This window comes from Pseudomonas sp. FYR_2 (assembly GCF_043106425.1).
In the GTDB taxonomy this organism is placed as follows: domain Bacteria; phylum Pseudomonadota; class Gammaproteobacteria; order Pseudomonadales; family Pseudomonadaceae; genus Aquipseudomonas; species Aquipseudomonas monteilii.
Genome location: NZ_JBICMM010000024.1, coordinates 45,629 through 60,122 on the forward strand (window position 1 = coordinate 45,629; position 14,494 = coordinate 60,122).

The 14,494-nt window shown below is 63.1% G+C and carries 16 protein-coding genes; 4 read left to right on the plus strand and 12 right to left on the minus strand.

Going from position 1 to position 14,494, the window contains the following annotated elements; genetic code table 11:
- Window positions 1-57 precede the first annotated feature (57 nt).
- Window positions 58-540 carry an LEA type 2 family protein gene (locus tag ACF8R4_RS12055; RefSeq protein WP_186723372.1) on the plus strand — a complete coding sequence of 161 codons (483 nt, stop codon included), beginning with the start codon at window positions 58-60 and terminating at the stop codon, window positions 538-540.
- 15 nt (window positions 541-555) lie between these two features.
- On the opposite strand, the gene ACF8R4_RS12060 is transcribed toward ACF8R4_RS12055, so the two are convergent.
- Window positions 556-819 carry a hypothetical protein gene (locus ACF8R4_RS12060; RefSeq protein WP_060500481.1) on the minus strand — a complete coding sequence of 88 codons (264 nt, stop codon included), beginning with the start codon at window positions 817-819 and terminating at the stop codon, window positions 556-558.
- 129 nt (window positions 820-948) lie between these two features.
- Between ACF8R4_RS12060 and ACF8R4_RS12065 the strand changes: the two genes are divergently transcribed.
- Window positions 949-1,269, plus strand: a complete 321-nt coding sequence (locus ACF8R4_RS12065; RefSeq protein ID WP_200929236.1) for a YqjD family protein — start codon at window positions 949-951, stop codon at window positions 1,267-1,269.
- A gap of 22 nt (window positions 1,270-1,291) precedes the next feature.
- On the opposite strand, the gene ACF8R4_RS12070 is transcribed toward ACF8R4_RS12065, so the two are convergent.
- Window positions 1,292-1,909: a tRNA-(ms[2]io[6]A)-hydroxylase gene (locus tag ACF8R4_RS12070; protein ID WP_016714954.1), complete on the minus strand. Its 618-nt coding sequence runs from the start codon at window positions 1,907-1,909 to the stop codon at window positions 1,292-1,294.
- Window positions 1,910-2,066: 157 nt separating this feature from the next.
- Between ACF8R4_RS12070 and ACF8R4_RS12075 the strand changes: the two genes are divergently transcribed.
- Window positions 2,067-2,930 carry a universal stress protein gene (locus tag ACF8R4_RS12075; RefSeq protein ID WP_060500477.1) on the plus strand — a complete coding sequence of 288 codons (864 nt, stop codon included), beginning with the start codon at window positions 2,067-2,069 and terminating at the stop codon, window positions 2,928-2,930.
- 65 nt (window positions 2,931-2,995) lie between these two features.
- Here the strand turns inward: ACF8R4_RS12075 and ACF8R4_RS12080 are convergent, their stop codons facing one another.
- The 6 genes from ACF8R4_RS12080 to sfnG form a co-directional block, all read right to left on the minus strand.
- Complete coding sequence (locus tag ACF8R4_RS12080) at window positions 2,996-3,199, minus strand: formate dehydrogenase subunit delta (RefSeq protein ID WP_060500475.1); 204 nt, start codon at window positions 3,197-3,199, stop codon at window positions 2,996-2,998.
- Window positions 3,196-6,078, minus strand: coding sequence for a formate dehydrogenase subunit alpha (gene fdhF / locus ACF8R4_RS12085; RefSeq protein WP_060500473.1), 2,883 nt, complete (start codon window positions 6,076-6,078; stop codon window positions 3,196-3,198). Before fdhF ends, ACF8R4_RS12080 begins: the two co-directional genes overlap by 4 nt.
- Window positions 6,075-7,634, minus strand: coding sequence for an NADH-quinone oxidoreductase subunit NuoF (locus tag ACF8R4_RS12090; RefSeq protein WP_156867310.1), 1,560 nt, complete (start codon window positions 7,632-7,634; stop codon window positions 6,075-6,077). Before ACF8R4_RS12090 ends, fdhF begins: the two co-directional genes overlap by 4 nt.
- A complete protein-coding gene (locus tag ACF8R4_RS12095) occupies window positions 7,628-8,110 on the minus strand; it encodes a formate dehydrogenase subunit gamma (protein ID WP_019098738.1) in 483 nt (160 codons plus the stop codon). Before ACF8R4_RS12095 ends, ACF8R4_RS12090 begins: the two co-directional genes overlap by 7 nt.
- Before the next feature lie 227 nt (window positions 8,111-8,337).
- Window positions 8,338-8,898, minus strand: a complete 561-nt coding sequence (locus ACF8R4_RS12100) for a hypothetical protein (RefSeq protein ID WP_060500469.1) — start codon at window positions 8,896-8,898, stop codon at window positions 8,338-8,340.
- Window positions 8,899-8,992: 94 nt separating this feature from the next.
- On the minus strand, window positions 8,993-10,087 hold the full coding sequence (sfnG, locus tag ACF8R4_RS12105; protein ID WP_060500467.1) for a dimethylsulfone monooxygenase SfnG: 1,095 nt from the start codon (window positions 10,085-10,087) through the stop codon (window positions 8,993-8,995).
- Between the two features lie 259 nt (window positions 10,088-10,346).
- Between sfnG and ACF8R4_RS12110 the strand changes: the two genes are divergently transcribed.
- The gene (locus tag ACF8R4_RS12110) at window positions 10,347-10,907 is read left to right on the plus strand and encodes a nucleotidyltransferase family protein (protein WP_104835217.1); all 561 of its coding nucleotides are present in this window, start codon (window positions 10,347-10,349) and stop codon (window positions 10,905-10,907) included.
- 59 nt (window positions 10,908-10,966) lie between these two features.
- Here the strand turns inward: ACF8R4_RS12110 and ACF8R4_RS12115 are convergent, their stop codons facing one another.
- The 4 genes from ACF8R4_RS12115 to ACF8R4_RS12130 form a co-directional block, all read right to left on the minus strand.
- A complete protein-coding gene (locus ACF8R4_RS12115; protein ID WP_060500463.1) occupies window positions 10,967-11,476 on the minus strand; it encodes a ProQ/FinO family protein in 510 nt (169 codons plus the stop codon).
- A gap of 113 nt (window positions 11,477-11,589) precedes the next feature.
- On the minus strand, window positions 11,590-12,144 hold the full coding sequence (locus ACF8R4_RS12120) for a helix-turn-helix domain-containing protein (RefSeq protein WP_060500461.1): 555 nt from the start codon (window positions 12,142-12,144) through the stop codon (window positions 11,590-11,592).
- 144 nt (window positions 12,145-12,288) lie between these two features.
- Window positions 12,289-13,647: an aspartate aminotransferase family protein gene (locus tag ACF8R4_RS12125; protein ID WP_392492490.1), complete on the minus strand. Its 1,359-nt coding sequence runs from the start codon at window positions 13,645-13,647 to the stop codon at window positions 12,289-12,291.
- 68 nt (window positions 13,648-13,715) lie between these two features.
- A complete protein-coding gene (locus ACF8R4_RS12130) occupies window positions 13,716-14,489 on the minus strand; it encodes a gamma-glutamyl-gamma-aminobutyrate hydrolase family protein (RefSeq protein ID WP_200929234.1) in 774 nt (257 codons plus the stop codon).
- Between the last annotated feature and the right edge of the window lie 5 nt (window positions 14,490-14,494).

Below are 14,494 nucleotides of genomic sequence, written 5' to 3' on the forward strand. Positions count from 1 at the left end.
AACGCCCACTTGCATTTGCCACACTGACACTTCGCTCACTCTGGCAAGGTCGCCCTCATGACTGCCCGCCTGTACCGCTTTACCCGGTTAATGCTTGTGCTACTGATGGCCTACGGCCTGAACGCGTGCGCACTGTTCCAGCCACGTGACCCGGTCAATATCAGTGTGATCGGCATCGAACCGTTGCCCGGCCAGGAACTGGAACTGCGCATGGCCGTGAAAATGCGGGTGCAAAACCCCAGCGAATCGCCCATCGACTACAACGGCATTGCCCTCAACCTGGAAGTGAACGGCCAGCCGCTGGCCGCCGGGGTCAGCGACCAGCAGGGGCACATCGGCCGTTATGACGAAGCGGTGATCGTGGTGCCGGTAAGCATCACGGCATTTTCCTTCCTGCGCCAGGCCTATGGACTGGGCAAGGTGGACTCGCTGCAGGGCCTGCCCTACAAGCTGCGCGGCAAGCTGGCCGGTGGTCTGCTGGGGACTGTGCGCTTTACCGACGAGGGCAAGCTGGACCTGCCCAAGGGCGCCTACTGGTAAGCACCTGGGGGGTGTTCAGCGGCTGGCGCTGGCGGCGGCCATCAGCTTGTTGACTTCGCTGCGCACCATGCTGGCGTATTCGGGGGGCGTCATGCCGTCCAGCTCGGCGCGTACCCACTCGGCCCACTTGCCCTTGCGACGCGGTTTTTCGGCAATCAGCCGGGCCGCTTCGCCCTTGGCCTTGCCCAGGTTGTTCTGCCACAGCTCGAACAACCGCGCCTTCTCTGCCTCGATCTGCGCCCGTTCCTCGAAGCTCATGTTGGCCAGATTAAAACTCATGAAGGTACCTGCAGGTTTGAAAATGGCCGCTATCTTACACCCAGGCAACGCAACATCAGTAAGCCGGCGCAACTTTCCCGACGCGGCGGCATCCATTGTTCAAACCACCCCATCGACGAGGACGAGTTCATGGCCCGGAAAAACGCCGCACTGGCAGACAGCGATCAGATCAAGGACCAGGTATTCAGCGAACTGCAATCGCTGATCGAAGAATCGGAAAAACTGCTGAACGACAGCGCCGCCCTGGTGGGCGAAGAAGCCGAAACGTTACGCGCGCAGGTCAACCTGAAGCTGCGCCAGGCCGGCCAGGCGGCCAGCAATATGCGCAGCAAGGCGCAACCGGTGGTGGACGCTACCCAGGACTACATAGGTGGCCATCCGTGGCAGACCGTGGCCATTTCCGCAGGCCTTGGCCTGGTGGTGGGCCTGCTGCTGGGCCGGCGCAACTAACGGCTGGGCCGCCTGGTGCGAATCAGGCGGCCAGCGCTTGCGGGATGCCGCTGTGGAAGCGCAGTTCCTGGTCCGGTGACTGGATCAGCTCGACCTCAGCGGCACGCACCAGCTCCACCCGGCGGGCGATGTCTGCCTCATCACCGTAGTTGTGCGCCAGTTTCAGGTAGCCTTGGTAGTGGCGTGCTTCGCTTTTCAGCAGGCCGTGATAGAAGCGGCCCAGTTCCTCATCCAGGTGCGGCACCAGCGCGGCAAAGCGCTCGCAGCTGCGCGCTTCGATAAATGCCCCCACCACCAGCGTATCCACCAGCTTGACCGGCTCGTGGGCGCGCACCAGGCGGCGCAGCCCCGACGCATAGCGCCCCGCCGACACCGGGCGCAGTGGCACGCCACGGCGCTTCATCAGCCGCAGCACCTGTTCATGGTGCACCAGCTCTTCACGGGCCAGGCGCGACATCATGTTGATCAGGTCGAGGTGGGTGTTGTACTTGGCCATCAGGCTCAAGGCCGTGCTGGCAGCCTTGAATTCGCAGTTCTTGTGGTCGATCAGCAGGGTTTCCTGGTCGGCCAGCGCCGCTTCGATCCAGGCATCTGGCGTCGGGCAGCCAAGAAAGGCGTCGATTTCGGGGATCAGGGACATAAGCGTGCAACCACACAGAACAGGCAGGGCCGGCGATTATAGCGGCGGCGGCGGGCGGCGTCAGTGACTATGCTTCTTGATGTACATCAAGCGCCAGCGGGGGCCGCGCCGTCTATAGTCAGGCATTGGTCGCCACCTTTGAAGGGAGCTAACGCCCATGCAAGCCGTCCGCAGCATCCTTGTCGTCCTCGACCCCGAGCACGCCCACAGCCGGGCGCTGACCCGGGCCAAGCTGATTGCCGGCGTGACCGGCGCACGCCTGCACCTGCTGATGTGCGACAAACGGCATGACCACCATGCGCTGCTGAGCCTGTTAAGTAGTCAGCTGCACGATGACGGCTACGACAATGTCACCCATGAAGAGGCCTGGCGCGGCAACCTGCACGACACCATCATCTACGTGCAGCAGGCCGAGGGTTGCGAGCTGGTGATCAAGGAACACCGCCCGGACAACCCGCTGAAAAAAGCCCTGCTCACCCCCAGCGACTGGAAGCTGCTGCGCCAGTGCCCGTGTGCGGTGCTGATGGTGAAGAGTGAGCAGCCCTGGACGGGTGGCGTGATCCTGGCGGCGGTGGACGTGGGCAACCAGGACGAGGATCACCGCCGCCTGCATGCCAGCATCATTGACCATGGTTTCGAGATTGCCAAGCTGGCCAAGGGTGAACTGCATGTCATCAGCGCCCATCCGTCACCGATGCTGTCGGCGTCGGACCCGGCGTACCAGTTGAGCGAAACCATCGAAAAGCGTTACCGCGAGGCGTGCAAAGCGTTCCAGGCCGAGTACGACATTAGCGAAGAGCGTTTGCATGTGGCCGAAGGGCCGGCGGACGTGCTGATCCCGCATACCGAGCAGAAGCTGGGGGCGGTGGTGACGGTGATCGGCACGGTGTGCCGCACCGGGATTACCGGGGCGTTGATTGGGAATACTTCGGAGGTGGTGCTGGATGCTCTGGAAGGCGATGTGCTGGTGCTAAAGAGTGAAGAGGCCATCGCCCACCAAGCCGAGTTAGCCCACGGTTAAACCTACTGTTTCGCTTCACCGCACTATTACTGGGGCTGCTGCGCAGCCCCAATCAGCACCAGACGCTAGCCCAACGCCTCCCGCACCTTGGGGTCCAGCCCCTCCCCAGCATTGGCCTCGATCCACTCCGCCAATTGCCGGCGCATCGCCGGTGTCCAGAAGCTCTGCAAATGCTGCCGCACCCCTTGTACCGCCAAGGCCCGGTCCGGCTCGCTGTCGAAGTAATGGGCAATCTGGTTGGCCATCTTGACCAGGTTGTCGCTGCTCATCGGCGCACCTCGGCGTTCTCCTGAGTACGGCGCTCCTTCAGCAAACGCCGCTGCTCATCACTGAAGTCCTGATAACGCTTCTGCCACTGCGACGGCTGGAACACTTTCACCACTTCCACCGCCGTTACCTTGTACTCGGGGCAGTTGGTGGCCCAGTCGGAGTTGTCGGTGGTAATCACATTGGCCCCCGACTCGGGGAAGTGGAAGGTGGTGTACACCACGCCCGGTGCGACCCGCGCGCTGACCTTGGCGCGCAGTACGGTCTGCCCAGCGCGGCTGCCGATGCCCACCCAGTCACCGTCCTGGATGCCACGGCTTTCGGCATCGGTCGGGTGAATTTCCAGGCGGTCGGCGTCATGCCAGGCCACGTTGCCGGTACGGCGGGTCTGTGCGCCGACGTTGTACTGGCTGAGGATGCGCCCGGTGGTCAGCAGCAGCGGGTAGCGGTTGTTGACCTTCTCGTCGGTGGGCACGTAACCGGTGAGCATGAAGCGCCCCTTGCCCCGCACGAACTGGTCGATGTGCATGGTCGGCGTGCCATCGGGTGCGGCGTCGTTGCACGGCCACTGCAAGCTACCGTGGCGGTCGATTTCGGCATAGCTGACGCGGCGGAAGGTCGGCGTCAGGCGGGCGATCTCGTCCATGATCTCGGACGGGTGACGGTAGTTCATCGGGTAGCCCAAGGCGTTGGCCAAGGCCACGGTCGCTTCCCAGTCCGCCTTGCCTGCCAACGGTTCCATCACCTTGCGCACCCGCGAAATCCGGCGTTCGGCATTGGTGAATGTGCCGTCCTTTTCCAGGAACGAGCTGCCTGGCAGGAACACGTGGGCAAACTTGGCCGTTTCGTTGAGGAAAATATCCTGCACCACCACGCACTCCATGGCGTGCAAGGCCGCCGTGACATGCTGGGTGTTGGGGTCGCTCTGGGCGATGTCCTCGCCTTGGCAGTACAACGCCTTGAAGCTGCCGTCCAGCGCGGCTTCGAACATGTTGGGAATGCGCAGGCCTGGGTCAGGCTGCAGGGTCACTCCCCAGGCGCGTTCGAACTCCGCACGCACATTCTCGTTGGAAATGTGCCGGTAGCCCGGCAGTTCATGGGGGAAAGAGCCCATGTCGCACGAGCCCTGCACGTTGTTCTGCCCGCGCAGCGGGTTCACCCCTACCCCTTCACGGCCGATGTTGCCGGTGGCCATGGCCAGGTTGGCAATGCCCATCACTGCGGTGCTGCCCTGGCTGTGCTCGGTCACGCCCAAGCCGTAGTAAATTGCCGCGTTGCCACCTGTGGCATACAACCGGGCAGCGGCACGGATCTGTTCGGCGGGCACGCCGCAGACCGGGCCGAGCACTTCAGGGGCGTTGTCTGCCAGGCTGACGAAATCACGCCAGCGGGCAAAGTCTTCTGTTTCGCAGCGCGCATCGATGAAGCGCTGGGCCAGCAGGCCCTCGGTGACGATCACATGAGCCAGGGCGTTGAGCATCGCCACGTTGGTGCCTGGGCGCAGTTGCAGGTGCAGCTCGGCGCGGGCATGGGGCGAGTCGACCAGGTCGATGCGCCGTGGGTCGATCACGATCAGCCGCGCGCCCTGGCGCAGGCGGCGCTTGAGCTGCGAGCCGAACACCGGGTGGGCATCGGTGGGGTTGGCGCCTATCACCAGCACCACGTCGGCCTGCATCACCGAATCGAAGCTTTGTGTGCCGGCCGATTCACCCAGGGTTTGCTTCAGGCCATAGCCGGTGGGTGAATGGCACACCCGCGCGCAGGTATCGACGTTGTTGTTGCCGAACGCCGTGCGCACCAGCTTTTGCACCAGATAGGCTTCTTCGTTGGTGCAGCGGCTGGAGGTGATACCGCCAATCGAGTCACGCCCGTACTTGAGCTGGATGCGGCGGAACTCGCTGGCGGCATACGTCACCGCCTCGTCCCAGCTCACTTCCTGCCACGGGTCTTCCAGCCGCTTGCGGATCATCGGCTTGGTAATACGGTCCGGGTGGGTGGCGTAGCCCCAGGCGAAACGGCCCTTGACGCAGGCGTGGCCATGGTTGGCGCCGCCGTTCTTGTCCGGGACCATGCGCACCAGTTGGTCGCCTTTCATTTCGGCGCGGAACGAACAACCGACACCGCAATAGGCGCAAGTGGTGATGACCGAGCGCTCAGGTTGGCCAAGCTGCACCAGGCTTTTTTCCGTCAGGGTTGCGGTCGGGCACGCCTGCACGCAGGCGCCGCAGGAGACGCACTCGGAAGCCAGGAAGTTGTCTCCGCCCGCCGCCGCCACCCGCGACTCGAAACCGCGCCCGGTAATGGTCAGGGCGAAGGTACCCTGGATGTCCTCGCAGGCGCGCACGCAGCGGCTGCACACAATGCACTTGCTGGGCTCGTAGTCGAAATACGGGTTGGAAACGTCCTTTTTCTCGGCCAGGTGGTTGGCGCCATCGTAGCCGTAGCGCACCTCGCGCAAGCCCACCTGGCCCGCCACGGTCTGCAGCTCGCAGTTGCCGTTGGCCGAACAGGTCAGGCAGTCCAGCGGGTGGTCGGAGATGTACAGCTCCATCACGTTGCGGCGCAGGCCAGCCAGGCGTGGGGTTTCGGTGCGTACCACCATGCCTTCGCTGACGGGCGTGGTGCAAGACGCCGGGTAGCCGCGCATGCCTTCGATTTCCACCATGCACATGCGGCACGAGCCGAAGGCTTCGAGGCTGTCGGTGGCGCAGAGCTTGGGAATACTGGTGCCAAGCATGGCGGCAGCGCGCATGACGGAAGTGCCGGCGGGCACGCTGATGGCACGGCCATCGATGCTCAGGCTGACCTGCACGTCGCTGTCACGGGCCGGGGTGCCGAGGTCGCCGCTTTTATCCAAAGCGGGGTCGAAGAAATTGATCACTGCGCGGCCTCCGTGGTGGTCAGCCCGAAATCGGCGGGGAAGTACTTGAGGGCGCTGGCCACCGGGTAGGCGGTCATGCCGCCCATGGCGCACAGCGAGCCGTACTGCATCGTGTCGCACAGGTCGCGCAGCAACAGGGCCTGGTCGTGGCGTTCAGTGAAATCCTGGGTCGCCATCAACCGGTCGACCACTTCCATGCCACGGGTAGAGCCGATGCGGCACGGGGTGCATTTGCCGCAGGACTCTTCAGCGCAGAACTGCAGGGCAAAGCGCGCCATGCTGGCCATGTTCAGGGTGTCGTCGGCCACCACTACACCGCCATGGCCAAGCATCGCGCCCATGGCGGCGAAGGCTTCGTAATCCAGCGGGGTGTCGAAGTGGCTGGGCGGTACCCAGGCGCCGAGCGGGCCACCGACCTGCGCAGCTTTCAGCGGTCGGCCACTGGCGGTGCCGCCGCCATAGCCTTCGACCAGTTCACGAAGGGTCAGGCCGAATGCGCGTTCCACCAAACCGCCCTGGCGGATATTACCGGCCAGCTGGAACGGCAGGGTGCCCAGCGAGCGGCCCATGCCGAAGTTGCGGTAAAACGCTGCCCCCTTGGCCAGAATGATGGGCACCGAAGCCAAGGTGAGCACGTTGTGTACGAGTGTCGGCAGGCCGAACAACCCTTGCAGCGCGGGCAGTGGAGGCTTGGCGCGGACGACGCCCCGCTTGCCTTCGATGGATTCGAGCAATGCGGTTTCTTCGCCGCAGATATAGGCGCCGGCGCCCACCCGCACTTCCAGGTCGAAGGACTGGCCGCTGCCGGCCACGTCAGTGCCGAGATAGCCGGCATCGCGGGCGATGGCCAAGGCCTGGTCAAGCACACGAATGGCATCGGGGTATTCCGAACGCACGTAGATGTAGCCTTTGTCGGCGCCCACAGCGAGGCCGGCAATGCTCATGCCTTCGATCAACAGGAACGGGTCGCCTTCCATCAGCATGCGGTCGGCGAAGGTACCGGAGTCGCCTTCGTCGGCGTTGCACACCACATACTTTTGCCCGGCGCCGGCGTCGCGTACGGTGCGCCACTTGATGCCAGCGGGGAACGCCGCGCCGCCACGGCCACGCAGGCCGGAATCGAGCACGGCAGCGACCACATCGGCGCCGCCCATTGCCACGGCAGCTTCCAGGCCGGCGAAACCACCCTGGGCGCGGTAGTCGTCCAGCGACAACGGGCGGGTGATACCGGCGCGGGCGAACAGCAGGCGCTGCTGGGTTTTCAGGTAAGGAATGTCTTCGACCGGCCCCAGCGCCAGCGAGTGGCCACCGGGTTCACCGGCCAGGGCATCGAGCAGCGAAGTCACCTCCTGCGGGGTGACCGGGCCAAAACCCAGGCGCCCTTGTGCGCTGTCGCACTCGACCAGCGGCTCCAGCCAGTAAAGCCCGCGTGAACTGGTGCGCTGGATATCCAGCGGTAGCTGGCGACGCTCGGCCTCGCGCTGCAAGGCATCGGCCACCTGGTCGGCCCCGACGGCACGGGCCACCGAGTCGCAGGGGATATAGAGCTTCAGCATGCTGCGTCCTCCCGGCAACCGTTGACCAATGCGCGCAGGCGCTCAGGGGTGAGCCGCGCATGCACCTGGCCGTCCAGCTCCAGCGCCGGCGAACAGGCGCAGGCACCCAGGCAGTACACCGGGCGCAGGCTGATGGCACCGTCGGCGCTGGTGCCGTGGTCGTCCAGTGCCAGCTGTTCGCGCAATTGCGCGGCCAGGGCCTCGGCGCCACGGCTCTGGCACGACTCAGCGCGGCACAGGCGCAAGGTGTGGCGCGCAGGCGGCGTGGTGCGGAAGTCGTGATAGAAGCTGATCACCCCGCGCACCTCGGCCAGGCTGAGGTTGAGGGCATGGGCGATTTCGGGAACAGCGGCATCGGGGATATAGCCGATGTCGTGCTGGATGGCATGCAGGATCGGCAACAAGGCGCCTGGGGTAGCCTTGTCACGGGCCAGAATGCGCTGGATAACGGGCAGGTGGAGCAATTCATCAGGCATACAGCGGACCTCGGCATCACGGACCCTGCCTGAATTATTGTGGGGGCAGGTGTCCGGCGTGTTCTGCTGCGGCGCGCCGGCCACGTCACGGTTGCGCGGTCTGGCGGCCTCCTTGCCGACGGCCGTGCATCTGCGTGCACTGGTCCGAGGCATCCTGCAAGCATGGCACTTGTGGCGCCAGGAGGTTGCGTGCGAACGACCAGGCGCGTCCTGAAACCGACCTGCGGTTAAGGCTTAGCGGTTTCAATCAGCTTGTCGAACTTGCGGTTCAATTGCGCAAACTTCTCGTCACTCTTCGCCCGGGCCTTGATGTTCCCGACCGAGCTGGCCTTGTCGGCAATGGTCACCACGGTCCAGTCCCAGTCTTTGGAGACCCAGTACACCAGCTCTCCCTCTGCAGAAAACGCTTCCAGCCGGCCACCGGTATTTGGCACCCGTTTGGCCTGCTTCGTCATCGGCAGCAGTTGCTGGACCCGCGCCTCGTCAGTGGTATCCAGCCGTACCTCAACCTGGCGAAGCTGGTCGGCTTCATTGAACGACGCTTTCACCTGTGAAACGGGAACACCGCCCAGGCTGTAGTCGTTCTTGGGGTTGGCGCCCTGATAAAATTCGGTGGGCACCTGATAGTGATAGCCCGTGAAATGCTCAACCTCGCCGAACTGCTGCTGCAGAATGGCCAGGACCTGAGCCTTGGGCATACCGAGGGTAAACTGGCCAACTTCAAGCGCCGACCAGGCTTGCAAGGGGAAAATCGCGCAGGCGAACAGGAGCGGTAAGGTCCGTTTCATGGGGTAGTCTTCCTTGAAGTAAGCCCGTCAACCTAACCCCTGCACGACAATCCGACAATACTGGCAGGGTGCCAAGCCCTCCCTGCCCACGGCCTCAGGCTACTGCTTTGTCCAGGCCACGCTCGGCTTCCAGCGCCCGCACCAGCGGCAACACGTGCTCGCCGAAGTACGCCACTTCCTCCTGGAAATGCAGGAAGCCGGAGAGGATCAAATCCACCCCCACCGCCTTCAACGCGACGATGCGTTCGGCAATTTGCTGCGGTGTGCCGATCAGGTTGGTCTTGAAGCCGTCGTTGTACTGCACCAGGTCCTCGAAGCTGGACTTCGCCCAGTTGCCCTCGCCCTCCGGGCTGGCCGAACCGGCATGCTTGACCTCCTGGCCAAACGCTCGCACCGCCTCGGGGTTGGCCTTGTCGATGATTTCTTGCAGCACTGCCCGCGCTTCTTCCTCGGTATCGCGGGCAATGATGAAGGCATTCACCCCGATCTTTACCGAGTGGCCGTTGGCCGCCGCCTTGCTGCGGATGTCGTCCACTTGGGCCTTGATCCCTTCCACGCTGTTGCCGTTGGTGAAGTACCAGTCCGACACACGCGCAGCCATGTCCCGTGCCGCACGCGAGCTGCCGCCCTGGAAGATTTCCGGGTGCGGTTGCTGCAGCGGCTTGGGTTTGAGGTTGTAGTTACGGAAGCGGTAAAAGTCGCCGTTGAAGGTGAAGTTGTCCTGGGTCCAGATGCCCTTCAACGCGCGGATGAATTCTTCAGAACGGCGATAGCGCTCGTCGTGATCCAGCCAAGGCTCACCGATGGCATGGAACTCGCCCTTGAACCAGCCCGAAACCACGTTGATGGCGATACGGCCCTGGGTGAACTGGTCGATGCTCGCCAGCTGCTTGGCCGCCAGCGCCGGGTTCCACGGGCCTGGCAGGATGGCGGCGATGACCTTGAGTTTTTCCGTGGCAGCCAGCAGCGCGTGGCTGATGGTGACGGACTCATGCTGGTTGTCGGCGCCATAGCCCGCTGTGAAACGGATTTGCGACAGGGCGTAATCGAAACCGGATTTTTCCGCAATTTGCGCCAGCTTGCGGTTGTAGTCGATGTCCCAGCTGGTGCGCTGCTCGATGGTGCTGACCACCAGGCCACCGCTGACGTTGGGGACCCAGTAGGCGAATTTGATTGGGGCGTGGCTCATGGGGAGGCTCCTTGGTGATTCGTGAGATACAAGGAGGTAAGAGCAGCAACTGTGCCAATGCTTTAATGTCTTTATTTTCAACTGGTTATTGAGAACGAAAGGCGATGTTGGGTGCATATGACCAAACAATCTGTGGGATCACTGTTGCCTGCGCAACATCACCACTAGCGGTTAGGTTATGCGGGCCTGCGAGGGTGATGAGCTGAGCGTGATTCAGGTAAGCTCGACCGCTGCAATGCAACCATCAAGGACGGTACCCATGCATTCACTGACCGATGAGCAAGTGCTGGAGAGCATCCATGAAAACCCGGTAAACCGGGCGCTCCTGACGATCCTGCCAACGCTGGATGTTCCCCAGTGCATGTTGACTGCGGGCGCCCTGTTCCAGGCCTTCTGGAACCAGCGCGCGGGACTGCCTGCCGACTGGGGGATCAAGGACTACGACATCGCCTATTTCGACACTGACCTGTCCTGGGAAGCAGAGGACCGGATGATTGCCAGGGTGCAGCAGGCCTGTGCGCACCTTGGCGTCAATGTCGAGGTCCGCAATCAGGCCCGCGTTCACCTGTGGTACCAGGCCAAGTTCGGCGGCACTTACGCGCCTTTACACAAGGTGACCGATGGCATCGACCGCTACCTGATCCGCTCGACCTGCCTGGGCGTTGATGCACACACAGGCGCGCTGTACAGCACGCATGGCCTGGAAGACCTGCAGAACAACCAGCTGAGGATGAACGCGTTGAATCCTCGCCCCGATTTGTTCAAGGCAAAAGCCGGCAGTTATCGCGAGCGCTGGCCATGGCTTGCCTTGGTCGAGTGAAGGCCTATGCCATTACCTTACTCACGTTGACCTTGCACCAGGCAAGCCGCCCGGGCGTGTCAGTCGGCGGCGGGAGCCGCTGCTGTGTCGGTGGCGGGGGCCGGAGCCTGCGCTTTCGACTTCGCACGGTTGCGACGGTCCTGGCTTCGCTGCCGCGATGCCTGCTGCTTGGCATGCAGTGCCTGAGCGGCGGTCACAGTGCCAGCGGCTTGGCCGGTCAAGTCCAGGCGTGGAGCGTTCTCGACCATACTTGCCCAGTACCGGGCACCCCGGCACCAAGTCGAGATGCCCAGCTTGAGCTGCTCACGGGTTAGCCCGAGCAGCTCCAGGTGTTGCTCGGCATCCTTGAAAATACCCTCTTTGAGCGGCACCTTGGGGGCCGGGTTGACCGGGAAGGCCAACGGAAAATGCTTCTGCAATGGCCAAATCGCCGCGACCGCCGGATCCTGCTCGCGCGGCTTCGCCTGCGGGGACGGTTTGCGCTTGGGCTGCTTCGGGCTCTGGGCCTTTTCCTGCTGTTTTTCCGCGCGCAGGCGGTCGCGTAGCGCTGCTAGTTGTTCAAAACCCATCGTTCAGTTCACTGCTTCGAAGTTGATTGCGTGGCGCAAGGATACCCTATGCAGCCCGTACAGTGTTTACAGGTCATCTTTCCTGGCCAACCGAGACACGCCGAGCGGGCCTTTCAGCTGAACACCCAGAGTACCCGTGTGGGCTTGTCGGTGAGGTTGGCGTAACGAAAGCGGGCGTGGGGTTGCAGCTGAAAGCTGTCACTGGCGCGCAGCGTTACCGGCTCACCGCCGCCCAGCCACACGGTCAGTTCACCTTCGAGCACGAAGCAGCCCTGCTCCGAGCTGTCGTCCAGGTACTCCTCGCCGCTGCTGGCCCCCGGCTCCAGATGGCTATCGAGCATGGAGAACGCGCCCGATATGGTGGGGGATGCCAATACATCGGTGATGCCGCCCGCCAGGTGAAGCGTGCGACGCTCGTGCGGGCGGGTGACCCAGTCGAGCTCGCGGGGTTTTTCCAGCTTGTAGAAGTAGGCGGTCGAGACACCCAGCGCTTCACTGATGGCGGTAAGGTCGGCCACGGTCGGGCGTGATACGCCCCGCTCGACCTGGGACAGAAAGCCCACCGAACGGCCAATTCGCTGGGCCAGATCGCCCAGGGTCAGGCCTTTGAACTTGCGCAGGTCGCGAATCAGTACTGCCAGGCCTTCGATTTCTTCGTGCACTTTCATAGTTGAATCGCGACTTTCAGACAGGAAATGAATGCCCTGAAAAGTACATGATCCGACTCGCAAAGCAAAATGCTTCACAGGTGTACGTCTTGCCAGCCGGGCAAACCGGGGCCGCCTTGCGACCCCGGTGCAGCCAACGGCCGCTTAGCGAACAGCCTCGTACGTCAGGTCCAAGCACTTGCGGGCCTTTTCCACCAGTTCGTCAATCTCCTCAAGGCTGATCACCAGCGGTGGCGCGATGATCATGGTGTCGCCCACGGCGCGCATGATCAGGCCGTTGTCGAAGCAGTGCTGGCGGCAGATCATGCCCACGCCCTTGCCTTCGTAACGGGCGCGGGTGGCCTTGTCTTTCACCAGCTCGATCGCACCGAGCATGCCCAGGCCACGTACTTCGCCTACCAGCGGATGGTCGGCCAGCTCGCGCAGGCGTTGTTGCAGGTAGGGCGCGGTTTTATCGTGCACTTGCTGGATGATCTGCTCGTCACGCAGGATGCGCAGGTTCTCCAGGCCCACCGCCGCCGCCACCGGGTGGCCGGAATAGGTGAAACCGTGGTTGAAGTCGCCACCTTCGCTGAGTACCTGGGCCACTTCGTCACGCACGATCACCCCGCCCATGGGGATGTAGCCAGAGGTCAGGCCCTTGGCGATGGTCATCAGGTCGGGTTTGAGGCCGTAGTAGTCGGTACCGAACCACTCTCCGGTACGCCCGAAGCCGCAAATCACTTCGTCGGCGACGAACAGGATGTCGTACTTGGCGAGGATCTCCTTCACCTTCGGCCAGTAGGTCTGTGGCGGAATGATCACGCCACCGGCGCCCTGGATCGGCTCGGCGATGAAGGCAGCGACGTTGTCTTCGCCGACTTCAAGGATTTTCTTCTCCAGCTGCTCAGCCGCCCACACGCCGAATTCGGCCTCGGTCATGTCGCCGCCTTCCCCGAACCAGTAAGGCTGCGCAATGTGCACGATATCCGGGATCACCCCGCCCTGCTGGTGCATGCCGCTCATGCCGCCCAAGGCTGCGCCCGCCACGGTAGAGCCGTGGTAACCGTTGATGCGACCAATGATCACCTTCTTGTTCTTCTGGCCCTTCAGCGCCCAGTAATGGCGGACCATGCGCAGCACGGTGTCGTTGCCTTCGGAGCCGGAACCCGTGAAGAACACATGGTTCATGCCTTGCGGGGCCACATCGGCGATCGCCTTGGCCAGCTCCAGCGCAGGCGGGTGAGCGGTCTGGAAGAACAGGTTGTAGTAAGGCAGTTGCTTCATCTGCTGGCTGGCGACTTCGGCCAGCTCATCGCGACCATAGCCAACCGCCACGCACCACAAGCCGGCCATGCCATCGAGAATCTTGTTGCCTTCGCTGTCCCACAGGTACACGCCCTTGGCCGAGGTGATGATGCGCGGGCCTTTCTCGGCCAGTTGCTTCACATCGCTGAACGGCGCCAGGTGGTGGTCGCGGCTCATGGCCTGCCAGGCCAGGGTTTGCGGATTCTGTTCACTCATTGCTTTCGCTCCATCGCGTTGCGCAGCGAGGCTGCGCAGGTACTTTTTCTAGTTGGGAAAGGTCGCTTTCAGGCAGACAGCAACAGCTTCTGGCGCAATACCGAGCGCTGCCGGCAGGCCTTGCCGAAGGACTGGAAGAGGGTCAGGTAGTGCGGGTTGTCCATGACCTGGAACTCAGGGTGCCATTGCACCGCAAGGGCAAAGCCCTTGCCGTTCTCGACCGAAATCGCTTCCACCAGGCCATCGGGTGCCAGCGCTTCCACCCTCAGCCCCGGGGCCAGTACATCGATGCCCTGACCATGGATGGAATTGACGTCGAAGATCGCCGGCAAACCCATGCGGTCGAGCAGGCCACCAGGCTCTACATGCATGGTGTGGCGCGGGCCATACTGCTTTTCGATGGGCTCGCCCTTGCCTTCACGGTGGTCCATGAACACCCCGGCCTCGTGCACCTTCTGGTGCAGGGTGCCGCCCAGTGCCACGTTCATTTCCTGAAAGCCACGGCAAATGCCGAGTACCGGCACACCGGCAGCGATAGCCGCACGCATCAGCGGCAACGTGGTGGCATCACGCAGCGGGTCGTGATGGGTGCCCTCGGCACTGGCCGGGCCGTTGTAGTGAAACGGCTCGATGTTGGACGGCGAGCCGGTGAAGATCAGCCCGTCCACCACGTCGAGAATATCGGCGCTGTCCACCAGCTCACCGAGGCTGGGTATCACGATGGGCAAGCCACACGCCGCCTTGGCCGCCGCGCGTGCATACTTCTCGGCGATGGTCTGGGTGGCATGCTGCTCAATCATGCTGGTGCATGCGGTAATGCCAATAACGGGCACACGTGGCATATCTT